Here is a 22,510-nt window from a genome sequence, read left to right on the forward strand (position 1 = left end):
GCCGGCCGCCGGCCGGCAGCACGCAGGCGCCCGATCCCGCATCCGGCACGCACATCTCCACTCCAATCAGGCGTATCGTTGCCGCTCGCATTGCCAGCAAGGAAAACCCGCATGTTGAAGATCTGGGGCCGCCGCAATTCCAGCAACGTCCGCAAGGTGCTGTGGTGTGCCGAGGAGATCGGCCTGCCGTACGAATCCATCGAAGTCGGCGGCAGCCATGGCGGCACGCAGACGCCGGAGTACCAGGCGATGAATCCCAACGGCCTGGTGCCGGTGATCGAGGACCACGGCCTGCCGCTGTGGGAATCGAACACCATCGTGCGTTACCTGAGCGCGCGCTATGCGCTGGGCACGCTGTACGCCGAGGACCCGATGGAGCGCGCGCAGGCCGAAAAGTGGATGGACTGGAGCACCTCGCGGATGGCGCCGCTGTACAGCGACCTGGTCTGGGGCATCATGCGCACCGCGCCGGCCGACCGTGACGAAGCGCGCATCAGCGCGGCCATCGTCCGTGCCGGTGACTACCTGGCGATGGCCGATGCCACCCTGGCCACGCAGCCATGGCTGTCGGGCGGGACGTTCGCGATGGGCGACATTCCGCTCGGCTCGCTGGTGTACGCCTGGTATGAACTGCCGATCCAGCGCCCGGACCTGCCGCACCTGGCCGAGTGGTATGCGCGCCTGCGTGAGCGACCGGCCTACCAGCGCGGCGTGATGTCGCCGCTGACGTAAGCGAAGGCGTCCGGGGTCAGAGCCCTTTTCTGCGAAAAGGGATCCGACCCCAGGGCATCGGGGTCGGATCCCACCCGACGGGTGGGCTCTGACCCCTCAATAAAGATCCGTTGGATCCACATCCAGCGACCAGCGCACCTTGCGTGCTTCCGGCAGCGCGTACAGCTGCGGAACCAGTTGCGAAAGCACGCCATGCAGCGGCGGCCGCTGCAGGGCAGACAGCAGCAGCTGCGTGCGCTGGTAACCGGCCCGCCGCGGCATCGGCGCCGGCATCGGCCCGTAGGCCTCGACCACGTTCTGTTCGCCCAGCAGGTGCCGGGCTGCCAGCAGGAATGCATTGGCATGCTCCACCTGCTGCGCTTCGGCGCGCATCAGCGCCAGATGCGCGAAGGGCGGGAATCCGGCCGCCTGGCGCTGGTTCAACTCGGCTTGCGCGAACGGATGGTAGCCACCGCTCACCAGGGTTTCCAGCAGCGGGTGCCCGGGGTGATGGGTCTGCAGCCAGACCTCGCCCGGGTCGCGCGCACGTCCCGCGCGACCGGCCACCTGGATCAGCTGCTGCGCCAGTTTTTCGCTGGCGCGGAAGTCGGCCGAGAACAGGCCCTCATCGATACCCACCACCACCACCAGGGTCAGCTTGGGCAGGTCGTGGCCCTTGGCCAGGATCTGCGTGCCGACCAGGATGCCGGGCTGGTCGCCCAGTTTCGCCAGCTGCTGTTCCAGCGCGTCGCGCCGTGAGGTGGTGCCGCGGTCGATGCGCACCACCGGGAAGTCGGCGAAGGCCGCAGTGAGATGTTCTTCCAGGCGTTCGGTACCGATGCCCTGCGGTTGCAGTGCCAGGCTGCCGCAGGCCGGACATGCCAGCGGCGCCGGTTGCCGCGCGCCGCAGTGGTGGCACTGCAGGCGACGACCGCCACCATGCACGGTCATCGGCGCATCGCAGCGCTGGCATGGCGCGGTCCAGCCGCAGTCGTGGCACAGCAGCACCGGTGCGTAGCCGCGGCGGTTCTTGAACACCAGCACCTGCTGGCCACGCTGCAGATGCTCCCCGATGCCGGCCAGCACATCGGCCGAGAGGCCGTCATGCAGCGGGCGCTTGCGTACATCGAGGATGCGCACGCGCGGTGGCCGCGCATCGCCGGCGCGCTGTTTCAGGCGCAGGTGGGTGTAACGCCCGGCGTAGGCGTTGTGCAGGGTTTCCAGCGAGGGCGTGGCACTGCCCAGCAACACCGGAACGCCCAGCGACTTGGCCCGGACCAGGGCGAAATCGCGCGCGTGGTAACGGATGCCGTCCTGCTGCTTGTAGCTGCCGTCGTGTTCCTCGTCGACGATCAGCAGGCCGGCCTGGGGCAGCGGCGTGAACACCGCTGAGCGGGTGCCGACGATGACGCGCGCTTCGCCGCGTGAGGCCGCTGCCCAGACGCGCGCGCGCTCGTTGTCGTTCAACCCCGAGTGCAGCGCATGCACGGCGATGCCGAGGCGGCCACGGAAGCGTGCCAGGGTCTGCGGGGTCAGGCCGATTTCCGGCACCAGCACCAGCGCCTGCCTGCCCTGCGCCAGGCAATGGATGATCGCCTGCAGGTAGACCTCGGTCTTGCCGCTGCCGGTCACGCCATCCAGCAGGAACGGCTGGAAGCCGTCGGCGGCAGTGATCGCGGCCACCGCCTCGGCCTGGTCCGGGTTGAGCGTGGGACCGGGCAGTGGCTGCGCGTGTTGGGGGGCCACGCTCAGCGCAACCCGCTCGGCCAGCCCGCGCTTGGCCAGGCTGCGCGCGGCGGTGCGCCAGTCCTGCATGCGTTCGCCCAGCACGTCCTCATCCACGATGGCTTCGGCCAGCAGCTCGGCCAGTTGCCGTGGACGGCTGCCGGCGCGCAGCTTTTCACGCTGGGCGTGGCCTTCGGTGGTCAGCTGCCAACCCCAGTGGTGTGTGTCGGGCAGGACCTCGCCATGGCGCAGCGGGCCGGGCAGGGCCGTGCTCAGCACCTCGCCCAGTGGCGCATGGGTGTAGCGCGCCAGCCATTGCAGGCTCTGCCACAGCTCCCCCTGCAGCAGCGGCTGCGGGTCGCACCAGGCCAGGGCCTGGCGCAGTCCCTGGCCGTCGTCGGTCTGGCCGTGCCCCACCACCACACCGACCAGCTCCCGGTTGCCGAACGGCACCTTCAGGCGGCAGCCGACCGCGACCGCCGGTGCATCGCCCTCCGGCGACAGGTAGTCGAACAGGCGGGGCAGGGGGACAGGCAGGGCGACCTGCAGGGTCGGAATCGGTGAAAGCATCGGGCCAGTGTAACGGGCCATGCGCGCGCGAACGGCAGCAGCGGGAGCGGCGGGGCGGCGCCCGTTGAATCATAAATGTCACCTAAATATCGGTGTCCATTGGAGATTCAGTCTTATCCACATGTTCTGTGGATAACGTTGTGCGTTAACGGCCATCGGAAACGTAGAAGGCCGATGGCGACGGCCTCACGCTTGGGTTGGTCAAAAAATCGCCACACAACAAAAGACAATAAAATCAATATCTTAAGTGTGAAACAATGCTGAAACAGAGTGAATTCAGCCCGAAGCCACAGTTTTCGCCGGAGGGGGCGTGGTGCTGTGCACAACCTGCAGCACGAAGTGCCTGTGGGCGCAAGTCCTACGGGCGTCGATGGCCTGCCGCTATCATGCCGGCAGACCTTTGGAGTGACCGATGACGGCTGTGCCCGCCCCTGTTTCCTCGACCGCGGCCGGCGCGCTGTCGGCGTTCCTGCGTGGCGTCGAGCGCCGTGCCCTGGTGGTCGCTGAACTGCAGTGCGGCGATGCCGCGCGCGCCGAGCAGACCCTGGTGGCGGTGATGCGCGCCTTTGCCGCAGTGGCCAGCGACCTGCCGATGGCGCAGTGGCCGACCCGCTTCTGGACCCTTCTGGGCCAGCGCCAGGCGCTGCGCGAGCCGGTGGGCGGGCAGTGGCTGCCGCCGTTGGCCGTGCTGGGCGCGATGCCGCCGCTGCCGCGCCTTGCGCTGCTGCTGCGGGTGGGGGGCAGCCTGGACGAGGGCATCGCCATGCGCGTGCTCGACCAGGACGAGGCCGGCTACCAGCACCTGCTGGCCGACGCCTGCCCGCGTGATGCCCACGGCCAGCCGGATGCCTCGGCCTGGCGCCAGTTGGCCGAACAGGTGCAGGCGCGTATCCGTGAGTTGCCGGCCGCGCGCCTGCAGCAGCTGCAGCAACCCGCCGCCGCGACCGCCCACAATGAAGCCCCGACCCCGAGCTGGCGCGCACCGCAGCGCGATGAGCGGGCGGCCGCCAATGGCAAGCGCCGTCGCACGAACGCCAAGCCACGTTGGCGCGGTCCGCTGATCCTGCTGGCGACCGTGGCGATACTGTTGGCCGCAGCGCTGGGCTGGCGCCACTGGCAGGGGCATTCCTTCGGCAGTGATGCACCGCTGCCGGAGGGGGTGGTGGGCGAAGCCGGTCCGGTGACGGTGGAAGCCCTGCCACCCAGCAAGGTCAACGCCACGCCGGATGCGACCACGGCCCAGGCCACGGACGACGCAGCGATGCTGGCCGATCGTGACTACCCGCTGGTTGCCGATGCCGACCTGTACGCGTGGACTGCCGCGGGCGGCCCGCTGCCGGTGGATGAATCGCAATCCAGGCCGAGCCGGCCGGAGCCGGCCAGTGCCACGCTGGAAACCGCTGCTGCCGATGAATAAGTCCGTGTTCGCCAGCCTGCTGCTGGCCCTGCCGTTGTCGCTGTCTGCCGCGCCGCAATCGTTGAACGTGCCGTTGCCGCCACCGACGTCGCCGGCCACGCCGGTGGCTTCGCCAGCACCGTCGACGGCAGCACCCTCTGGCTTCGCCCAGCTCGATGCGCAGCAGCAGCGCCAGCGCCGCGCCGACTACGCCGCCTGGCGCGCGCTGCCGGAAGGAGAGCGCGAGCGCATCCGCCAAGCGGCTGCGCGATTCAATGCGCTGCCTGCGGACCAGCAGCAGCGCCTGCGCCAACAGTTCCGCGACCAGGACCAGGCGTTCCGCGACGGGTGGCGGCTGGGCCCGCAACTGGGCCTGGAATTCCCCAAGCTGCATGGCTTGTTCGGCTTCGTGCCGCCGGAACAGCGCGAGACCGCGCTGGCCGTACTGCGCCAGCTCAGCCCGGCGCAGCTGGCCCAGCTGACTCTGGTCGCGCAGCGCACGCCACCGCAGGAACGCGACGCAGTGCGCAGCGCTTTCCTCGCCGTGCCCGCCGCCGAGCGCGAAAGCTGGCTCAAGCGCCAGGCCGGCCAGTAAAAAAGGGGACGGAGGGGATTAAGTCGCATCCGGCACTAGTGGGCCTGAAACGACTTAATCCCCTCCGTCCCCTTTTTGTGTGGGGCGGCTGAAACCCAGCATTCACGCCATGTCATGGGAATGCACGCGCCGCCCGCGTAAGATGGGCGCCCGCAACCCGGTGCCTGTGCCCTTCGCGCGCAACCGCAGTTCGCGTCAAGCACCTTATGTCTACTGCAACCTCCACGCCGCGCTTCAGCAAGGAAGTCGGCGCCACCGGTCTGCTCGCCCTGCCGCTTGTGCTGGGCCATGTGTCCACCGGTCTGATCTCCTTCGTCGACAACGTGATTGCCGGCCACCACGCCACGGCCACACTGGCCGCCGTCACCATCGGTACGGCGCTGCTGTGGCTGCCGATGCTGATTCCGATCGGTACCCTGATCTCGCTCACCGCCTCGGTGTCGCAGCTGCATGGCGCCGGCCGCGAGCGCGAGATCGGCCCGCTGTTCCGCCAGGCACTGTGGCTGGCCTTGGGGCTGGGCCTGATCATGTTCACCTTCCTCACCGTGGTGCCGCCGCTGCTGCCGTCGTTCGGCATCGCGCCGGACATCGTGCCGGGGGCGACCGCGTTCCTGCATGCGGTGCGCTGGGGCGGACCTGCACTGACCCTGTACTTCTGCATGCGCTATCTCAGTGAAGGCATGCACTGGACGCTGCCGACGATGCTGCTCGGCTTCGGTGGCCTGCTGGTGCTGGCACCGATGGGCTATGTGCTGGCCAACGGCAAGCTCGGCTTCCCGGAAATGGGCGCCGAAGGCCTGGGCATCGCCTCGGCGGTGATGATGTGGCTGCAGGCGATCGCCTTCGCCACCTACCTGTGGTTCACCAGGCGCTTCGCCCATCTGCAGCTGTTCTCGCATTTCGAAGGGCCGCGCTGGAAGGCGATCTGGGACTTGCTGCGCACCGGCCTGCCGATCGGCATCACCGTGCTGATGGAGGGCGGCCTGTTCATCGTCACCGCGCTGCTGATCGGCCGCCTTGGTGCCAACGAAGCCGCTGCGCACCAGATCGCGATCAATGTCGCGCAGCTGTGCTTCATGATCCCGATGGGCGTGGCCGAGGCCACCACCGTGCGCGTCGGCCATGCGGTCGGCCGTGGTGACGGCTTCGGCGTGCGGCGTGCGGCCTGGGCCGGTTACGCGATCATCATGGGCACGCAGACGTTGTCGGCGGCGGTGCTGCTGTTCGGCCACGATGCCATCGTCGGTGTGTACACCAACGACCTGGCAGTGGCCGGCCTGGCCTCGACCCTGCTGCTGTACGCGGCCACCTTCCAGTTCCCGGACGGCATCCAGGTGCTGTCGGCCGGCGCGCTGCGCGGCCTGAAGGACACCCGCGTGCCGATGTTCATCGCCATGTTCGCGTACTGGGGCCTGGGCATGCCGCTCGGCGCCGGGCTCGGCCTGGGGCTGGGCATGGGCCCGCAGGGCATGTGGATCGGCCTGATCGTCGGCTTGACCGCCGCTGCCATCCTGATGGGCTGGCGCCTGCGCCGCAGCAGCCAGCGCATCGGGCAATCCGCGCTGTCCTGATCTTCCCGCCCGCCACGTTCACCCGTGACGGGCGATCCCCTGACTTGTGTCCGATGCTGCATCACGCGGCACCGGCTATGCTGGTACCACGGCAAGAAGCCATCCGGAGCGTTCCATGAATCAACCCGTGCCCCCGCTGCCCCCGGCGCGTCGCAACCCCGTCGCCAGTTTCTTCATCGGGCTGTGGGACGTCATGAACTTCACCCGCCGGTTGATCCTCAACCTGGTGTTCTTCGGCCTGCTGTTCCTGCTGCTGGTGATGTTCGTCATCGCCGCCGGCATGGGTGCCGGTGCCAGCAAGTCGCTGCAGGACCGCACGACGCTCGTGATCGCGCCGGAAGGCCGCCTGGTCGAGCAGTTCAGCGCCGACCCGGTCAGCCGCGCGCTGGCCAAGGCGGTGGGTGACAACGGCGCCGAGGAGATCCAGCTGCGCGATCTGCTGCGGGTGATCGAGTCGGCCAAGGAAGACAAGAAGATCGAGCGCGTGGTGCTGGAGCTGGACAAGCTGCAGCCGTCCGGTTTCGCCTCGCTGCGTGAGGTGGCCGCCGCGCTGCAGGACCTGCGCGCCTCCGGCAAGCAGCTGGTGGCCTACAGCGAGAGCATGGGCCAGTCGCAGTACCTGCTGGCCGCGCAGGCCGACGAGGTCTACCTGGACCCGATGGGTTCGGTCGTGCTCGAAGGCCTCGGCCGCTACCGCCAGTACTTCCGCACCGGCCTGCAGGACAAGCTGGGCGTGGACGTGCACCTGTTCAAGGTGGGCGAGTACAAGTCCGCGGCCGAGCCGTACGTGCTCGACGCGGCGTCGCTGGCCTCCAAGGAAGCCGACCTGTTCTGGATGAACGACGTGTGGCAGCGCTACCTGGGCGACATCGCCAAGGCCCGCCGCCTGGATCCGGCACAGCTGGCCGCCGGCATCGACACCCTGCCGGAAGGCATCGCTGCCGCCGGTGGTGACCTGGCCAAGTTCGCCCTGCAGCAGAAGCTGGTGACCGCGCTGAAGACCCGCGAGGAATTCGAGGATCTGATGATCGAGCGCGGCGTGGCCGACGAGGATGCCGACGGTGGTTTCCGCAACGTTGACTTCGGCCGCTACCTGGCCCTGCTCGACGCGCGCCGCAACCCGGTGGACTCGCGTCCGCAGGTGGCCGTGGTGGTGGCCGCCGGCGAAATCAGTGGCGGTGACCTGCCGGCCGGCCGCATCGGTGGCGAGTCGACCTCGGCGCTGCTGCGTGCCGCGCGCGACGACGACAACGTGAAGTCGGTGGTGCTGCGGGTGGATTCGCCGGGCGGTGAAGTGTTCGCCTCCGAGCAGATCCGTCGTGAAGTGGTAGCCCTGCAGGCCGCTGGCAAGCCGGTCGTGGTGTCGATGGGTGATCTGGCCGCTTCCGGTGGCTACTGGATCAGCATGAACGCCGATCGCATCTATGCCGATCCGTCGACCATCACCGGTTCGATCGGCATCTTCGGCATGGTGCCGAACTTCAGCCGCGCGCTGGACAAGATCGGCGTGCACACCGACGGTGTCGGCACCACCCGCTTCGCCGGCGCCTTCGATGTCACCCGCCCGATGGACCCCGCCGTGGGCCAGGTCATCCAGACGGTGATCAACAAGGGCTACGCGGACTTCACCGGCCGTGTCGCCGACGCCCGCAAGAAGCCGGTCGAGGCCGTGGATGAGGTCGCCCGTGGCCGCGTGTGGAGCGGTGCACAGGCCAAGGAACGCGGCCTGGTCGACGCCTTCGGTGGCCTGAAGGACGCGGTGGCCGATGCGGCCAGCCGCGCCAAGCTGGGCAAGGCCGATGCCTATCGCGTGCGCTACATCGAGAAGGCGGCCACGCCGTTCGCGCAGTTCGTCAGCGGTTTCGCCGGCAGCCGCGCCGGTGCCTGGATGCTGTCCGATTCGGGGATGGCGCGGATGATGCTGGCACGCACGATGCCGGAAGTGGACACTCAGTTGCGCTTCGTCGAGAACGCGGCCCGCGAGAAGGGCAATGGCGCTCCGGTGAAGGCGCTGGCGTACTGCTTCTGCGGATTCTGATCGGCAACGGTACCGAATGAAAACGCCCGGCTCTGGCCGGGCGTTTTCGTTCATGGGGTCGGATTCCTTGGCAGCACAAAGGTCTCTGACCCCACAGGTCATTGCGTCGCGTCGGCTTCGGCCTTGCGCTCACGCGCAGCGGCATCATCGACGGTTTTCTGCACGTCCTTGGCGCGGTCCAGCGGGTCGTTGATCGCACGTGACATCGCTCGTGGCACCGGTGGCTTCTCCGGGTTCGGCGTGGGCGGCCGCTGGCAGGCCGCCAGCAGCAGGCTGGCCAGCAGCGACGTGGACAGGATCAGGATGCGCATGGCGGCTCTCCGCGGTGGGCGTATGGGCAAGTGTCGCATCCCCGGCCGAGCGCTGCCGTGAGCGCGTATCCTTGCGGCATCGAAACACAGCGGGCGCGGCCCCGGAGGACTCATGACCCAGCAACGGTGGCGCCTGGACGGCCAGACGGCCCTGATCACGGGTGCCAGCGCCGGTATTGGCCTGGCCATTGCGCACGAACTGGCTGGCCTCGGCGCCGACCTGATGATCGTCGGCCGCGACATCGACATGCTGGAAACGGCGCGCGACGAACTGCTGGATGTCTATCCGCAGCACCAGGTGCACGCGCTGGCGGCCGATGTCTCCGATGACGAGGACCGTCGGCAGATCCTGGACTGGGTGGAAGATCACAGCGATGGCCTGCACATCCTGGTCAACAATGCCGGTGGCAACGTCACCAAGGCGGCCACGGAATATTCCGAGGACGAATGGCGCAAGATCTTCGAGACCAACCTGTTCTCGGCCTTCGAGCTGTCGCGCTACGCGCATCCGCTGCTGGCCCGGCACGCGTCGTCTTCGATCGTCAATGTCGGCAGCGTGTCCGGGCTGACCCATGTGCGCAGTGGCGTGGTCTATGGCATGACCAAGGCGGCAATGCACCAGATGACCCGCAACCTGGCCGTCGAGTGGGCGGAGGATGGCATCCGGGTCAACGCGGTGGCGCCCTGGTACATCCGCACGCGGCGCACGTCCGGTCCGTTGTCGGACCCGGACTACTACGAGGAAGTGATCAACCGCACGCCGATGCGCCGCATCGGCGAGCCGGAGGAAGTGGCCGCAGCCGTTGGCTTCCTGTGCCTGCCGGCGGCCAGCTATGTCACCGGCGAATGCATCGCGGTGGATGGCGGCTTCCTGCGCTACGGGTTCTGATCTTCCAAAGGGTAGTGCCGGCCGCTGGCCGGCAACTGGAATCACTTGAAGATACTGCGATTGCCGGCCAGCGGCCGGCACTACCGGGTGGCTGTCACCCCGGTACCGGGCAGTTGCTGGCCTCCAGCACGCCCTGCAGCCGTTCGCGTTCCCCACGGGCGTTGTCGCGGTTTTCCGGCGAGGCGAACCGCTCACGGCCACGTGCGTCGCGGAAGCGTTGCTGCCAGCTGCTGCAGCGCTGCGCGTCCGGCAGTTCCTCGCAGCGGTCGCGCACCACTTCGCAGCCGGCGGCATTGACCGGCGTGGCGCCGCCCAGTCCCTGCACGGTCATCAGTTCGCAGCGCCCGGGGGCGGCTTCGTATTCGTGCAGGTAGCCACCGCCCTGGCTGTCGGTGCACTGGAAGATCGGTGGCAGCGGCGGCTTCGGCGGCGCATTGCTGTCCGGCGCGGCATCGGCCTGGCGTGGCAGCGATGCACTGTCGAGTATCAAATCGCCGCCTTCGCGTTCGACCATGCCAGCTTCCATGATCGTGCGTCCTTCCCCGGGGCGACGAGGCGCGGGTGCGGGAACGGACGGCGCAGTGGCCGCGGCCGGTCCGGGCGCGGCCGGCACGGGTGCCGCTGAGGCCGGCGCCGGCGGAGCACTGGCCGGCACCCTCACCACCTGCTGCTTGCTGCCGGCAGGGCAGGGCGTGCGTTGCAGGGTGGGCACATCGCTGCTGCTGGAGGTACAACGGTAGATCACCCCGTCGTCGGCCAACGCGTTGCCGGCGAACAGGCCCAGGGCCAGCCAGATCAGGTTCTTCATGCGCACAGCGTACATGCCCCGGCAGGCATCGCGCTCAGCGTTCGCAGTCCCGCGACAGGCGCGCGTCGATGCCGCGCTGTTCATTGCTGATGGCGGTGCGCTCACTCTGCAGCGCGCTGTTGTAACGGCGGTCCAGTTCCCAGCGGCGGTCACGCAGGCGCGCACAGACGTCCTGCGGCGGCAGCGCATGGCAGCTGTCACGGACCAGCACGCTGCCGGCCGGCACCTGCACGCCGACGCCTACCGCAGGCGGCCGGTAGCCTGTGCCTTCACCGATCGGCGCACCGACCGGCGTGCCGAAGCCCGGGCGTGGACCGGGATGGACCGCGCCGTGGTGCCCGTGCGGGAGCCACACGCTGGTCCACAACGGGACCCAGCGCGGATTGCCCTCGTTGCTGTCGCTGGTGTAGCGGCGACCGTCGTCGCTCACGCACTCGTACAACGGTTGTGGCGGCTGGATGTAGACGTGGCGGACTTCGCGATCGCGCATCACCGGAGCCTCGCTGGGCGCCGCGGGAGGGGCGTTACTGCGCACCACCCGGGGTGCCGGATCGCGCGGGCGCTGCAGGTCACGCACCTCCTGCCGGCCGCTGCTGCAGGGCCTGTCCTGCAGGGCCACGGCGCCATTGCTGGCGACGCAGCGGTAGACGCGCACGTCCTCGGCGGCCGGTGCGGTCCATGGCAGCAGCAGGCACAGGCCCAGGGCGGTGCGCAGCAGGTTCATGGCGGCAGGGTGCGTGATTGTGCGTGGCAGTGCAATCGTCCGCTCAGGAGCGCAGCACGTTGCCGCTGAGCGCGTCGCGGATCGGGGTGGGCTGGGCCAGGCCGCCGGTTTCGCCATCGAGGATGCCATCGAGCAGGCGCAGCAGGCGTGGATCCAGCTCGGCACGGCTGCGTGCCGGTGGTTCACCGGCCAGGTTGGCGCTGGTGGAGACGAGGGGACCCCCCCAGGCGCGGCACAGGGCGGCGACCAGCGGGTGCGCGCTGATGCGCACGGCGATGCCGCTGTGCTCGCCGGTAATCCAGGGCTGGGCGCGCGGACCGGCCGGCAGGATCCAGGTGTTGGCACCCGGCCAGCTGGCCAGCACCGCGCGCTGGCGGGCATCGGGCAACGCCTGCAGGCGCACCCAGCCCTCCAGCTGCGACAATTCGGCGGCGACCAGGATCATGCCCTTCTCGATCGGGCGCTGCTTCAGCCGCAGCACCATGTGCGCCGCCGCCTCATGCGAGGGATCACAGCCCAGGCCCCAGACCGCTTCGGTCGGATAGGCGATCACGCCGCCGGCGCGGAGCGTGGCGACAGCAGAGTCCAGGGTGAGTTCTTTCATGGTGGCGACCGGCCCGACGTGGGCCCCCATTATCCCCCTGCGGCGTGCAGAAGGGGTGGACCCTGGCCCGGTAGTGCCGGCCGCTGGCCGGCATCGGGTGCTTCTGGATGTTGCCGGCCAGCGGCCGGCACTACCCCTTATCCACGCATGGCGTGAATCTACTTCGCGGCTTTCTTGACGGCCTTCTTCGCCGGTGCCTTCTTTGCAGCGGCCTTCTTTACCACGGCCTTCTTCGCCGCCTTCTTGGCAGGCGCCTTCTTGGCTGCGGCCTTCTTCGGCGCCGCTTCCTTCTTCACCGCCGCCTTCTTGGCCGGTGCCTTCTTCGCGGCAGCCTTCTTGGCGCCGAAGCCCTTGCGCACGGGCTTGCCGGTTTCTTCCATCAGCTGCTGCACTTCGGCCAGGGTCAGCGATGCCGGCTCGCGATCCTTGGGGATCTTGCCGTTCATCCTGCCGTCGCTGATGTACGGGCCGAAGCGGCCGTTCAGCACCTGGATGTCGCTGCCCTCGAACTCCTTGATGATCCGGTTGCGCGCGATCTCTTCCTTCTCTTCGATCAGGAACACGGCGCGGGCCAGGTCGATGGTGTACGGGTCGTCTTCCTTCTTCAGCGAGGCATAGGTGCTGCCGCGCTTGGCGAACGGGCCGAAGCGGCCGATGCCGACGCTGACCGGCTCGCCGTTGTCCTCGCCCAGCGCGCGTGGCATCAGGAACAGTTCCAGCGCGTCTTCCAAGGATATGGTGTGCATCGACTGGCCGGGGCGCAGCGAGGCGAATTTCGGCTTCTCCTCGGCGTCCTCGGCGGTGCTGCCGATGGCGGCGTAAGGCCCGAAGCGGCCGAGGCGCACGCTGACCGGCTTGCCGGTCTTCGGGTCGGTGCCGAGCTCGCGCGCGCCACTGGCCTCGGCGCGGTCCACCGATTCCTTCTTGTCTTCCACCAGCTCCTTGAACGGCTCCCAGAAGCGGGCCATCAGCGGGATCCACTCTTCTTCGCCACGCGAGACGGCGTCGAGCTCGTCTTCGAGCTTGGCGGTGAAGTCGTAGTCCACGTACTGGGTGAAGTGGCTGGACAGGAACTTGGACACCGCGCGGCCGACGTCGGACGGGCGGAAGCTGCGGCCTTCCATTTCCACGTACTTGCGGAACAGCAGGGTCTGGATGATCGAGGCGTAGGTCGACGGACGGCCGATGCCGTACTCTTCCAGCGCCTTCACCAGCGCCGCTTCGGTGTAGCGCGGCGGCGGCTGGGTGAAATGCTGCTCGGCCTGGATGCGTTCCAGCGGCACGCGGTCGCCCGGCTTCATCGCCGGCAGCTTGCGGCCTTCGTCCTCGTCTTCGGCGCTCTTGTTGTCCTTGCCTTCCTCGTACACGGCCAGGAAGCCGGGCACCACCACGGTGGTACCGCTGGCACGGAACACGTGCTCGCTGCCAGCGGACAGGTCGACGCTGACGGTATTGAGCGTGGCCGGGATCATCTGGCAGGCGACGGCGCGCTTCCAGATCAGTTCGTACAGGCGGCGCTCGTCGTCGGTCAGGAAGCGCGCCACCTGGGCCGGGGTGCGCAGGGCCGAGGTCGGGCGCACCGCCTCGTGCGCTTCCTGGGCGTTCTTGGACTTGGTCTGGTAGGTGTTCGGCTGGTCCGGCAGCGAGGCGATACCGTAATCACGGGCGATCACGTCGCGGATTTCGGCCAGCGCGTCCTGCGACAGGTTCACCGAGTCGGTACGCATGTACGAGATGAGGCCGACGGTGCCTTCGTCACCGATCGCCACGCCTTCATACAGCTTCTGCGCCACCTGCATGGTCTTGCGGGTGGTGAAACCGAGCTTGCGCGAGGCTTCCTGCTGCAGGGTGGAGGTGGTGAACGGCGGCGCCGGGCGGCGCTTGCGCTCCTTGCTGGCCACGTCGGTGACATGCAGCGAGCCCTGCGCGGCCTGCTGGATGCGCAGGCGGGCGGCTTCGGCGGTGTCGCCGTCGGTGATGGTGAACTGCTCGAATTTCTGCCCGTCCAGCTTGATCAGCTTGGCGTTGAAGTGCTGCGACGGGTGTGCGCACTCGGCGGCGATCGACCAGTACTCGCGGGCGATGAAGGCTTCGATCTCTTCCTCGCGCTCGACGATCATGCGCAGCGCCGGGCTCTGCACGCGGCCGGCGGACAGGCCGCGCTGGACCTTTCGCCACAGCACCGGCGACAGGTTGAAGCCGACCAGGTAGTCCAGCGCGCGGCGCGCCTGCTGGGCATCGACCAGGTCGCTGGCGATCGCGCGCGGCTGGCTGATCGCTTCCTTGATGGCGCGCGGGGTGATCTCGGTGAACACCACGCGCTGCATCGGCTTGTCCTTGACCAGCCCGCGTTCCTTCAGGATCTCGGCGATATGCCAGCTGATCGCTTCACCTTCGCGATCCGGGTCGGTCGCCAGCAGGATGTCGTCGGCGCCCTTGGCGGCCTTGGCGATCGCGTCGACATGTTTTTCGTTCTTGTCGATCACGTCGTAGTGCATGGCGAACCCGTTGTCCGGGTCGACCGCGCCTTCCTTCGGAATCAAGTCACGCACATGCCCATACGAGGCCAGGACGGTGTAGTCCTTGCCGAGGTATTTGTTGATCGTCTTGGCCTTGGCCGGCGATTCGACGATGAGCAGGTGCTTGGGCATGGCAGCAGTGTCTGTGGGGCGAGCCGCAGGGGAGGGGCCGCTAGGGTGGAGCAAACGGCCGCATTAGTGAAGCGGCCACGGACAAATCAATACGCTGAACGCCCGGTAGTGTGCCGGGCGTTCAGGTTTCACCTTATTAGAGGAATCACGCCCGGCCAGCCCCTGTCAAGCAGCCAGACGTGAGGATGGCCGTTCATGAGGCCATCTTGGCGATGAAGCCGACCGCGGCCACCAGCAGCACCAGGCCCGCCAGCACCAGCAGGCCGGTGAGCACCAGGATCACGATGGTGACCGTGCCCAGCTCATGGCGCTGCAGGTGCGGCTGGTCGGTGTAGGCCCAGCGGTCGACCACCAGGGTGTCGCAGATCATGTCGTGCAGGCCCTGCTTGCGCTCGGTGAAGGCGGCCATCAGGAAGCCGATGCCGAGGGTGAAGCTGCTCAGCAGCATGGCCCAGTAGCGGCCGAAGGCGCGGCCCTTGGTCAGGCGATCGCCGTTGCTGCGCACGACCTTGATGCCGACCGCCATCTTGCCCAGCGTGGCGCCACCCTGCGAGGAATGGAACCAGGTGTAGTAGGCAACGCCGATGGCCATGTTGATCAGCGCGCTGGCCACCTGCGCGACGATTTCGATGGAGGTCTCGCCGCTGCCCACCGCGCCCATGCTGGCGCCAAGCACCACGCCGATGATGGCGCCGATGATGCCGCCCGGAATGGCCAGCACGAAATAGTCGATCATGTACGCCGCTACGCGCTTCCAGAAGCCTGCGTAGACCACCTCGCCGCCGATCACCGGCTGCGGGCCACCGGCACCGGAAGCGGCCGGGGCGCTGTAGGGCGAGCTGCTGAGCGCACCCGTGCCAGGCAGCGGTGCAGTGCCGTTGTCGATGGCGGCGTAGTCGCCGCGCAGGTCGAAGCCGCCGCTGGCGGTGGCCGTGCTGGCATCAGCCAGTGTCTGCAGGCCGAGCTCATCGACCACCTGGCGCAGTGCAGCCCACTGGGCCATGCCTTCGCGCCAGACCAGGGTGTCCAGGTTCAGTTCGCCCCGCTGGAAGCGCTGGCGGATTTCCTGGACCGGCAGCGGGCCCTGGCGTTGCTGTCCTTCGGCGTAGTACCACTCGGTCATTGCATGTTCCCTGTTGGATCGTCCTTGGAGGTGCTGCCGTGCGCGTGGCTCAGCCGCGGCACGACGGCGGCAGGTACTTGTCGTCGCTTTCACCGCTGCATTCCCAGCGGCCGCTGTCGCGATCATATTCCAGCCACAGCAGGTCGCCATCGAGGCTCTTGCCGGGCACGGCCAGCGTTGCTTCGATGCCGCAGTGGCCGTTGTTGAAGCGGCCGATGTTCACCGCCGACAGGCCGGCCTGGGTGAAATCACCCGGCGCCGGGAAACCGGCATCGTTGGCACCGGGGCAGCGGCCTTCGTCGTCGGCGAAGTGCTGCACCTGCTGTTTCAGCGGCTGCAGGGCATTGACCGCGGTGGCAACCTTGGCACGCACGGTGTAGTCGTTGTAGGCAGGCAGGGCGATCGCCGCGAGGATGGCCATGACCGGCACCAGCACCAGCAGCAGGCCGCCGCCGATGATCGCGGTCAGGGCGCAGCCGGAGAGCTTCTTTTTCGGCGGCGGCAGCACCCCGGCCGGGGTCTGCGTGGCATAGGGCGTGGACGGTGGCAGCACCGGTGGTTGCGGCGGCGGCGGCGCAACCGGTTCCGGTTCGGGCTCCGGCTCGGGTTCCACGGCCGGTGCGGCGACGTCCAGCGCCGGCACGATCAGGCCCAGCTCATCGACCACGCTGCGCAACGGCTGCCATTGCGGCAGGCCGTCGCGCCAGACCAGGGTGTCCAGGGAGATCTGGTTGTTGCGGAACAACTCGACCAACTGTTCCGCCGGCAGCGGGCCTTGCTGCCGGTTGCCTTCTGCGTGGAACCACTCGCTCACGGGGACGCTCCTGAATGCGCTATGCCCCCAAGTGTACGGTCAGTGCAGGGGTTCTGGCTCGTCCATGAACATCTGCGTCTCCATCCAGGCGTAGGCCGCTTCGGAGCCGGGCTGGTTGAACAGCACCATCAGCACGACCCACTTCAGGTCGTCCAGGTCCAGTTCGTCCTGGTCCAGGGCCATCGCCCGGTCCAGCACCAGCTCGCGCTGGTCGGCGTCGAGGATGCCGTGCTGTTCCAGGTACAGCAGGAAGCCGCGGCATTCCACGTCCAGCTTGTCCAGCTCGGGGCCGTGGTAGATGCGCACGGGGCCATCGACCCGCGCCTGGGCCACGCTCGGCCGCTGCGCGGCCAGGGCATCGAGCCAGTCGAACGCCTTGTTGATCTCGGTGGGGCTGAAACCGGCCTGGATCAGGCCGTTCTGGAGCGAATCGCGGTCACGGATCAGGTCCGCATCTTCGCTGAAATAGTGTTCAAACAGGTACAGCAGTACATCCAGGATGCTCTCTTTCATTGCCCCTCGGCCTGCGTCGCGCGACGCTGTGGAGGTGAAGAAACTAGGGAGTTCGACAGTAGCGGCCGTGTACGCACACCACGATTCCCGCCAGTTCCATGGCCAGCAGCATGGAGGACACCTGTGACGCCGTCAATCCACAACGCGTGATCAGTGAATCCATACCGCTTGGGTTGTGGTCCAGCGCCCGCCACAAGCACTGGTAGTCAGGGTCGTCGGCCCAGCGCGCCGGCAGGAGCGCCGGCGGTGCCTGTTCAGTGGGGGTGGCCAACCGCGATTGCAAGCCCGGCAGCTGCTGGCGAAGGGCGGGGGCGAGCAGTTCCAGGACCTCCTCGGGGCGCTCGACCAGCGCCGCGCCCTCGCGGATCAGGCGATGGCAGCCGGTCGCGCGTGGGTTGAGCACCGACCCGGGCAGGGCACAGACCTCGCGGCCTGCCTCGGCGGCCAGGCGCGCGGTGATCAGCGCGCCCGAGCGCTGCGCGGCCTCGACCACCACGGTGGCCAGCGCCAGTCCGGCCACCAGCCGGTTGCGCGCAGGGAAGTGGCTGGGACGGGCAGCCGTGCCCGGCAGGTACTCGCTGAGCACCACGCCTTCGGCGGCGATCCGCGCCTGCAGCCGCGCGTGGCTGTCCGGATAGGCCCGGTCAGGGCCGGTGCCGATCACTGCCATGGTGCAGCCGCCGGCCTCCAGCGCAGCCTGGTGCGCGGCCGCATCGATGCCTGCGGCCAGGCCGCTGGTCACCGCCAGGCCGGCCTCGACGAAGCAGCCGGCAAAACGCGCGGCCAGTGCACGCCCGCCCGGGGTGGGCGAGCGGCTGCCGACCAGCGCCACCGAAGGGCGCCAGGCCAGGCAGGGATCACCGGCCACGAACAGCGCCAGCGGCGGGTTGGGTACCTCCAGCAGTGATGGCGGAAAGGCCGGATCGGTACACGGCAGCAGGTGATGGTTGTCCTGTTCCAGCCAGCGCCGGGCCGATGTCCAGGCCCGGGTATCGGGGCGTTCCAGGGCGGCGCACTGCTCCGGCGTGCAACCGTGCGCACGCCAGGTCGCAGTGCCTTGCGCGATGGCGGTTTCCGCATCGCCCGCGGCCTGCAGCAGGGCCCGTCGGGACGCCAGTGCGCCTCCCGCCATCAACAGGCGCAGCAGCGCCTCGTATGCATGTGTGGTCATCCCCCACTATCGGCCGCACACAACAAAGGCGCCCTAGGGCGCCTTCGCATGTGGCTGTCAGGTTTTGCCGGAGGTGCCTGCCGGCCCGCGGCCGGCACTCCAGTGGTGGCCGGGGCAGTCCGGCAACCGTTACTTCGCGTCCGGGTGCAGCGCGTTGTAACCCACCTGCACCGGCTTCACGCCCTGCATCACCAGCGCGTAGCTGACGTTGTCGAAGGTGCGGAACACCATCGCATGCGCGGCATATTCATCCGGCAGCGAGACCCGGCCTGCGCCGGTGCTGAGCGAGTCGTCCATGCGCGAGGAGGTCGGGTACTTCATGCGGTGCGCTACATGGCGGCCCGGGCGCCACAGCGAGAACACGGTGCCGTTGTCCACGCCCTGGGCACGGCCGGCCGAAATCGCGATCACGTCGCGTGGGCCACCGGCGGTGAACATGTCGGTGACCGCCAGCACGCGCACGTCCACGCCCTCGACACCCGCAGCGGGTACGTGGGGCACGAACTGCAGGTCGTACGGCCGGGCTTCGACCGGCACCAGGCGGTCGCCGGCGCGCACTTCGCGGCCGCCGACGTTCTTGTCCAGCACCAGCGTGGAGGCCTCGACCTTGCCGCCGGCGATCTGGGTGATGGTGCCGGTGGCGACCTGGGCCAGTTCATAGCCGAGCACGCCACGACGTGCGTTGGGTGCGTTGTAGGCCTTCCACAGGTTGCCGCTGCCCGGGGTGACGTCGCCATTGGCGGTCAGGTCCTCGGTCGGCTTGGGCTGGGCGTAACGCACGGTCGGGCGTACCACGGCCCAGCGCTGGCCCACCTGGGCATCCGCCAGGCGCACGTAGACGGTGTCGCCACCGGACACGCGCAGGCGGCTGTCCTCCAGGCCGACGACGTAGGGCAGCTGCTTGACGCTGTCGACAACGCTCAGCTGCTTCAGGAACGGCTCGACCTGGGCCAGCGGAATGGCGTCGATCGGGGCCTCCTGGCGCGGACCGGCCTGGGACACGGTCACCCGGTCCAGGTAGGCCAGGCTCAGCACGTCACCTGGATAGATCAGGTGCGGGTTGGCGATCTGCGGATTGGCTTGCCAGATCTCCGGCCACAGCCAAGGCTTCTGCAGGAAACGTGCGGCGATATCCCACAACGTATCCCCTTTTCGGACCACATAGGTGTCCGGGTGCCCGCCATTCACTTCCACGGCGGTAGCATAGGCAGCCACGGTCAGCATCGCCGCGGCGACGACCGTACGAAAACGAAGCAACATAGGTGTGAAGCCCTGATTCCCCAACAGGTCCACGCACTATAGTCCAGAAACCGGGGCGCAAGGCAAGCGTTGGAGCTAGAATCTGCGACGTATGCCGGCGTGCCGGCCCCCTACCCGGAAACAGCCATGGCCCTTCTCCCCATTCTCGAGTTCCCCGATCCGCGCCTGCGTACCAAGGCTGCGTTGATCGACGCCGCCGAAGTCACCACGCCGGCCTTCCAGGAACTGATCGACAACATGTTCCTGACCATGTACGACGCCCCGGGCATCGGCCTGGCCGCCACCCAGGTGGACGTGCACAAGCGCTTCATGGTCATCGATGTCAGCGAAGAGAAGAATGAACCGCATGTGTTCATCAACCCGGAAATCGTCGCCAAGGACGGGGGCCGGGTGTACCAGGAGGGCTGCCTGTCGGTCCCGGGCATCTTCGCCGACGTGACCCGCGCTGACACCATCACCGTGAAGTACCTGGACCGCAACGGCCAGGAGCAGCAGCTGGAGGCCGGTGAAGTGCTGGCCACCTGCATCCAGCACGAGATGGACCACCTGGACGGCAAGCTGTTCATCGACTATCTGTCGCCGCTCAAGCGCGAGATGGTCCGCAAGAAGCTGGCCAAGCAGCGCAAGCACGTGGCGTGATCGCCAATCCGGGCCGCCCTCCGGGTGGCCCGTGCCTGCGCGTCGCGCGCGGGCTGTACGGCGCCGGCCGACGGCGCCGTTTTCTTTCCTGCACGAATCCATCCTGCAAGTGGGGTAGCCATGAGGATTGTCTTTGCCGGTACGCCGGAATTCGCGGTGTCGTCGCTGCGCGCCGCGGCGCGCCACCACGAGGTCGTGGCCGTCTATACCCAGCCTGATCGCCCGGCCGGGCGCGGCCGTGGCCTGGCACCGTCGCCGGTCAAGCTCGAAGCCGTGGCCCGTGGCATTCCGGTCTACCAGCCCGAATCGCTGAAGGATGAAGCTGCCCAGCGGCAGCTGCGCGACCTGCAGCCGGACCTGATGGTGGTGGTCGCCTACGGCCTGATCCTGCCCAGGGCGGTACTGGCGATCCCGACCCACGGCTGCTGGAACGTGCATGCCTCGCTGCTGCCGCGCTGGCGCGGTGCCGCGCCGATCCAGCGCGCGATCCAGGCCGGTGACGCAAAGACCGGCGTGTGCCTGATGCAGATGGAAGCCGGCCTGGATACCGGCCCGGTGCTGCTGCACCAGGAGCTGCTGATCGCGGCCACCGATACCGGCGGCCAGCTGCATGACAAGCTGGCCGAACTGGGCGCACAGGTGCTGTCAGACGGCCTGGGCCTGCTGCGTGCCGGCATCAAGCCGATCGCGCGGCCGCAGCCCGAGCAGGGCGTGACCTACGCGCACAAGCTGGACAAGGCCGAAGCCCGCCTGGACTGGGCACAGGACGCCGATGCACTGGCGCGCACCGTGCGCGCCTTCAATCCGTGGCCGATCGCCGAGGCCACGCTGGCCGGCGAGCGCGTGCGCATCCACGGCGCGGTCGCTCTTGACCTGGCCCACGGCCAGGCGCCGGGGGCGGTGCTGGCGGCCAGCCGCGATGGTATCGACATCGCCTGCGGCCAGGGCGCGCTGCGGCTGCGCACGCTGCAGCGCGAAGGCGGCAAGGCGATCACCGCCGCCGACTACCTCAATGCCCGCCGCGACCTGCACGTGGGGGCATAAGCGGTGTCGAAGCAGAATGATTTCTCCGTCGCCAAGGCGGCGCCCGGCGCGGCCACCCGCATGCTGGCCGCACGCGTACTGGCGCAGGTGTTCACCCGTGGCCGCTCGCTGAAGGCGGAACTGGCCTGGGCACTGCCCAAGCTGGCCGACAGTCGTGATCGGGCCTTGCTGGAAGCGCTGTGCTTTGCAGTCCTGCGCCGCCGCAGTACCTACGACGCTGCCTTGCAGTCGTGGATGCAGAAGCCGCTGTCGGCGCGTGATGCCGACCTGCGCACGTTGCTGATGGTGGGCTTCGCGCAGCTGGACGTGCTGGAACTGCCGGCGCATGCGGCCCTGTCGGCCACGGTCGACGCCGCCCGCGCGCTGGGCCGTGAGCGCCAGGCCGGGCTGGTCAACGCGATCCTGCGCCGCGCGCAGCGCGAGGGGTTCCCGGAGCAGCCTGCGCGTGACGCCTTTCCGGCGTGGCTGGCCGATGCCGTCGAGCGCGACTGGCCGTCCCAGGCCCAGGCGATCTTTGCTGCCAGCCTGCAGCCGGCGCCGCTGTGGCTGCGTGCCAACCGCCAGCAGGGGGGGCGTGACAAGGCGCTGGCCACGCTGGCCGAGGCCGGCATTGCTGCCGAAGCCAGCCCGCTCAGCGCCGACGCGCTGCGCCTGGTGGCGCCCATCGCGGTGAACCAGTTGCCGGGGTTCGCCGACGGTGCGCTGTCGGTGCAGGACCTGTCGGCGCAATGTGCGGCGGACGCGCTGGCACCGGCGTCCGGCGCCCGCGTTCTGGACGCCTGCGCGGCACCGGGTGGCAAGTCGGCGCACCTGCTGGAGCGTGACCCGAGCCTGCGCCTGCTGGCGCTGGATATCGATGCGCGTCGCCTGGCGCGTGCCCGCGATACCTACACCCGCACCGGTGTAGGTGAGGGCGCGCAGACCCGGGTGGCCGATGCCAGCGACCCCGCTGCCTGGTGGGATGGCACACCGTTCGACGCCATCCTGCTGGATGCGCCGTGTTCGGCCACCGGCGTGATCCGCCGCCAGCCGGACGTGATGTTCCACCGCCGCGCCGAGGATATCGATGCGCTGGTCGGCGTGCAGGCCCGCCTGCTGGAGGCCTGCTGGTCGATGCTGCGCCCGGGCGGCGTGCTGCTGTACGCCACCTGTTCGATCCTGCGCGCCGAGAACATCGATCAGGTGCGGGCCTTCCTGAAGTGGCATCCGGACGCGGTGGCACAGCCGCTGGATGACAGATTCGGCCTGGACTGCGAGGGGATCGCGCGCCAGCGACTGCCGGGTGACAGCGATGCTGACGGTTTCTTTTACGCGCGTCTGCTAAAAACGGCCTGACCCCCCGCTGACGTTGCG

The 22,510-nt window shown here is 68.6% G+C and carries 20 protein-coding genes; 9 read left to right on the forward strand and 11 right to left on the reverse strand.

Features of this window, described 5'->3' with window-relative positions:
• The first annotated feature begins 111 nt into the window (after positions 1-111).
• Positions 112-732, forward strand: coding sequence for a glutathione S-transferase family protein (locus ACUVWL_RS19740; RefSeq protein WP_014648579.1), 621 nt, complete (start codon positions 112-114; stop codon positions 730-732).
• Positions 733-828: 96 nt separating this feature from the next.
• Here the strand turns inward: ACUVWL_RS19740 and ACUVWL_RS19745 are convergent, their stop codons facing one another.
• Positions 829-3,006, reverse strand: a complete 2,178-nt coding sequence (locus ACUVWL_RS19745) for a primosomal protein N' (protein WP_134809352.1) — start codon at positions 3,004-3,006, stop codon at positions 829-831.
• A 412-nt stretch (positions 3,007-3,418) separates the two neighbouring features.
• On the opposite strand from ACUVWL_RS19745, the gene ACUVWL_RS19750 reads away from it, so the two are divergent.
• The 4 genes from ACUVWL_RS19750 to sppA all read left to right on the forward strand — a co-directional run bounded on the left by ACUVWL_RS19750 (position 3,419) and on the right by sppA (position 8,606).
• Positions 3,419-4,423 carry a hypothetical protein gene (locus ACUVWL_RS19750; protein ID WP_014648577.1) on the forward strand — a complete coding sequence of 335 codons (1,005 nt, stop codon included), beginning with the start codon at positions 3,419-3,421 and terminating at the stop codon, positions 4,421-4,423.
• Complete coding sequence (locus tag ACUVWL_RS19755; RefSeq protein WP_445978679.1) at positions 4,416-4,997, forward strand: DUF3106 domain-containing protein; 582 nt, start codon at positions 4,416-4,418, stop codon at positions 4,995-4,997. The genes ACUVWL_RS19750 and ACUVWL_RS19755 overlap by 8 nt, the downstream gene beginning before the upstream one ends.
• 206 nt (positions 4,998-5,203) lie before the next feature.
• Positions 5,204-6,568 carry an MATE family efflux transporter gene (locus ACUVWL_RS19760; RefSeq protein ID WP_046432753.1) on the forward strand — a complete coding sequence of 455 codons (1,365 nt, stop codon included), beginning with the start codon at positions 5,204-5,206 and terminating at the stop codon, positions 6,566-6,568.
• A 115-nt stretch (positions 6,569-6,683) separates the two neighbouring features.
• Positions 6,684-8,606 carry a signal peptide peptidase SppA gene (sppA, locus tag ACUVWL_RS19765; RefSeq protein ID WP_445978680.1) on the forward strand — a complete coding sequence of 641 codons (1,923 nt, stop codon included), beginning with the start codon at positions 6,684-6,686 and terminating at the stop codon, positions 8,604-8,606.
• A 98-nt stretch (positions 8,607-8,704) separates the two neighbouring features.
• Here the strand turns inward: sppA and ACUVWL_RS19770 are convergent, their stop codons facing one another.
• The gene (locus ACUVWL_RS19770; protein WP_134809345.1) at positions 8,705-8,917 is read right to left on the reverse strand and encodes a hypothetical protein; all 213 of its coding nucleotides are present in this window, start codon (positions 8,915-8,917) and stop codon (positions 8,705-8,707) included.
• Positions 8,918-9,029: 112 nt separating this feature from the next.
• On the opposite strand from ACUVWL_RS19770, the gene ACUVWL_RS19775 reads away from it, so the two are divergent.
• Entirely contained in the window at positions 9,030-9,806 is a 777-nt protein-coding gene (locus ACUVWL_RS19775; protein WP_014038643.1) for an SDR family oxidoreductase, read from the forward strand.
• Positions 9,807-9,900: 94 nt separating this feature from the next.
• Here ACUVWL_RS19775 and ACUVWL_RS19780 read toward each other — a convergent pair whose 3' ends face one another.
• From ACUVWL_RS19780 to ACUVWL_RS19820, 9 genes are all read right to left on the reverse strand, one after another.
• The gene (locus ACUVWL_RS19780) at positions 9,901-10,614 is read right to left on the reverse strand and encodes a hypothetical protein (RefSeq protein ID WP_041864295.1); all 714 of its coding nucleotides are present in this window, start codon (positions 10,612-10,614) and stop codon (positions 9,901-9,903) included.
• Positions 10,615-10,648: 34 nt separating this feature from the next.
• A complete protein-coding gene (locus tag ACUVWL_RS19785) occupies positions 10,649-11,338 on the reverse strand; it encodes a DUF4124 domain-containing protein (protein ID WP_445978681.1) in 690 nt (229 codons plus the stop codon).
• Between the two features lie 43 nt (positions 11,339-11,381).
• Positions 11,382-11,972 carry a Sua5/YciO/YrdC/YwlC family protein gene (locus ACUVWL_RS19790; RefSeq protein WP_445978682.1) on the reverse strand — a complete coding sequence of 197 codons (591 nt, stop codon included), beginning with the start codon at positions 11,970-11,972 and terminating at the stop codon, positions 11,382-11,384.
• Positions 11,973-12,100: 128 nt separating this feature from the next.
• Positions 12,101-14,593 carry a DNA topoisomerase I gene (locus tag ACUVWL_RS19795; protein WP_126411408.1) on the reverse strand — a complete coding sequence of 831 codons (2,493 nt, stop codon included), beginning with the start codon at positions 14,591-14,593 and terminating at the stop codon, positions 12,101-12,103.
• Between the two features lie 193 nt (positions 14,594-14,786).
• On the reverse strand, positions 14,787-15,716 hold the full coding sequence (locus ACUVWL_RS19800) for an RDD family protein (RefSeq protein WP_014648568.1): 930 nt from the start codon (positions 15,714-15,716) through the stop codon (positions 14,787-14,789).
• Positions 15,717-15,765: 49 nt separating this feature from the next.
• Positions 15,766-16,530, reverse strand: a complete 765-nt coding sequence (locus ACUVWL_RS19805) for a pilin (RefSeq protein ID WP_014648567.1) — start codon at positions 16,528-16,530, stop codon at positions 15,766-15,768.
• 39 nt (positions 16,531-16,569) lie between these two features.
• A complete protein-coding gene (locus tag ACUVWL_RS19810; protein WP_005419622.1) occupies positions 16,570-17,043 on the reverse strand; it encodes a DUF494 family protein in 474 nt (157 codons plus the stop codon).
• Between the two features lie 43 nt (positions 17,044-17,086).
• On the reverse strand, positions 17,087-18,214 hold the full coding sequence (gene dprA / locus ACUVWL_RS19815; protein ID WP_014648566.1) for a DNA-processing protein DprA: 1,128 nt from the start codon (positions 18,212-18,214) through the stop codon (positions 17,087-17,089).
• 129 nt (positions 18,215-18,343) lie between these two features.
• Positions 18,344-19,474, reverse strand: coding sequence for a LysM peptidoglycan-binding domain-containing protein (locus ACUVWL_RS19820; RefSeq protein WP_032958270.1), 1,131 nt, complete (start codon positions 19,472-19,474; stop codon positions 18,344-18,346).
• 126 nt (positions 19,475-19,600) lie between these two features.
• On the opposite strand from ACUVWL_RS19820, the gene def reads away from it, so the two are divergent.
• The 3 genes from def (at position 19,601) to rsmB (ending at position 22,492) form a co-directional block, all read left to right on the forward strand.
• Positions 19,601-20,113 carry a peptide deformylase gene (gene def / locus ACUVWL_RS19825; protein ID WP_014648564.1) on the forward strand — a complete coding sequence of 171 codons (513 nt, stop codon included), beginning with the start codon at positions 19,601-19,603 and terminating at the stop codon, positions 20,111-20,113.
• Between the two features lie 120 nt (positions 20,114-20,233).
• The gene (gene fmt / locus ACUVWL_RS19830) at positions 20,234-21,157 is read left to right on the forward strand and encodes a methionyl-tRNA formyltransferase (protein WP_111206759.1); all 924 of its coding nucleotides are present in this window, start codon (positions 20,234-20,236) and stop codon (positions 21,155-21,157) included.
• Positions 21,158-21,160: 3 nt separating this feature from the next.
• Positions 21,161-22,492, forward strand: coding sequence for a 16S rRNA (cytosine(967)-C(5))-methyltransferase RsmB (gene rsmB, locus ACUVWL_RS19835; RefSeq protein ID WP_111206758.1), 1,332 nt, complete (start codon positions 21,161-21,163; stop codon positions 22,490-22,492).
• The last annotated feature ends 18 nt before the right edge of the window (positions 22,493-22,510 follow it).

The organism is Stenotrophomonas muris (assembly GCF_052751275.1).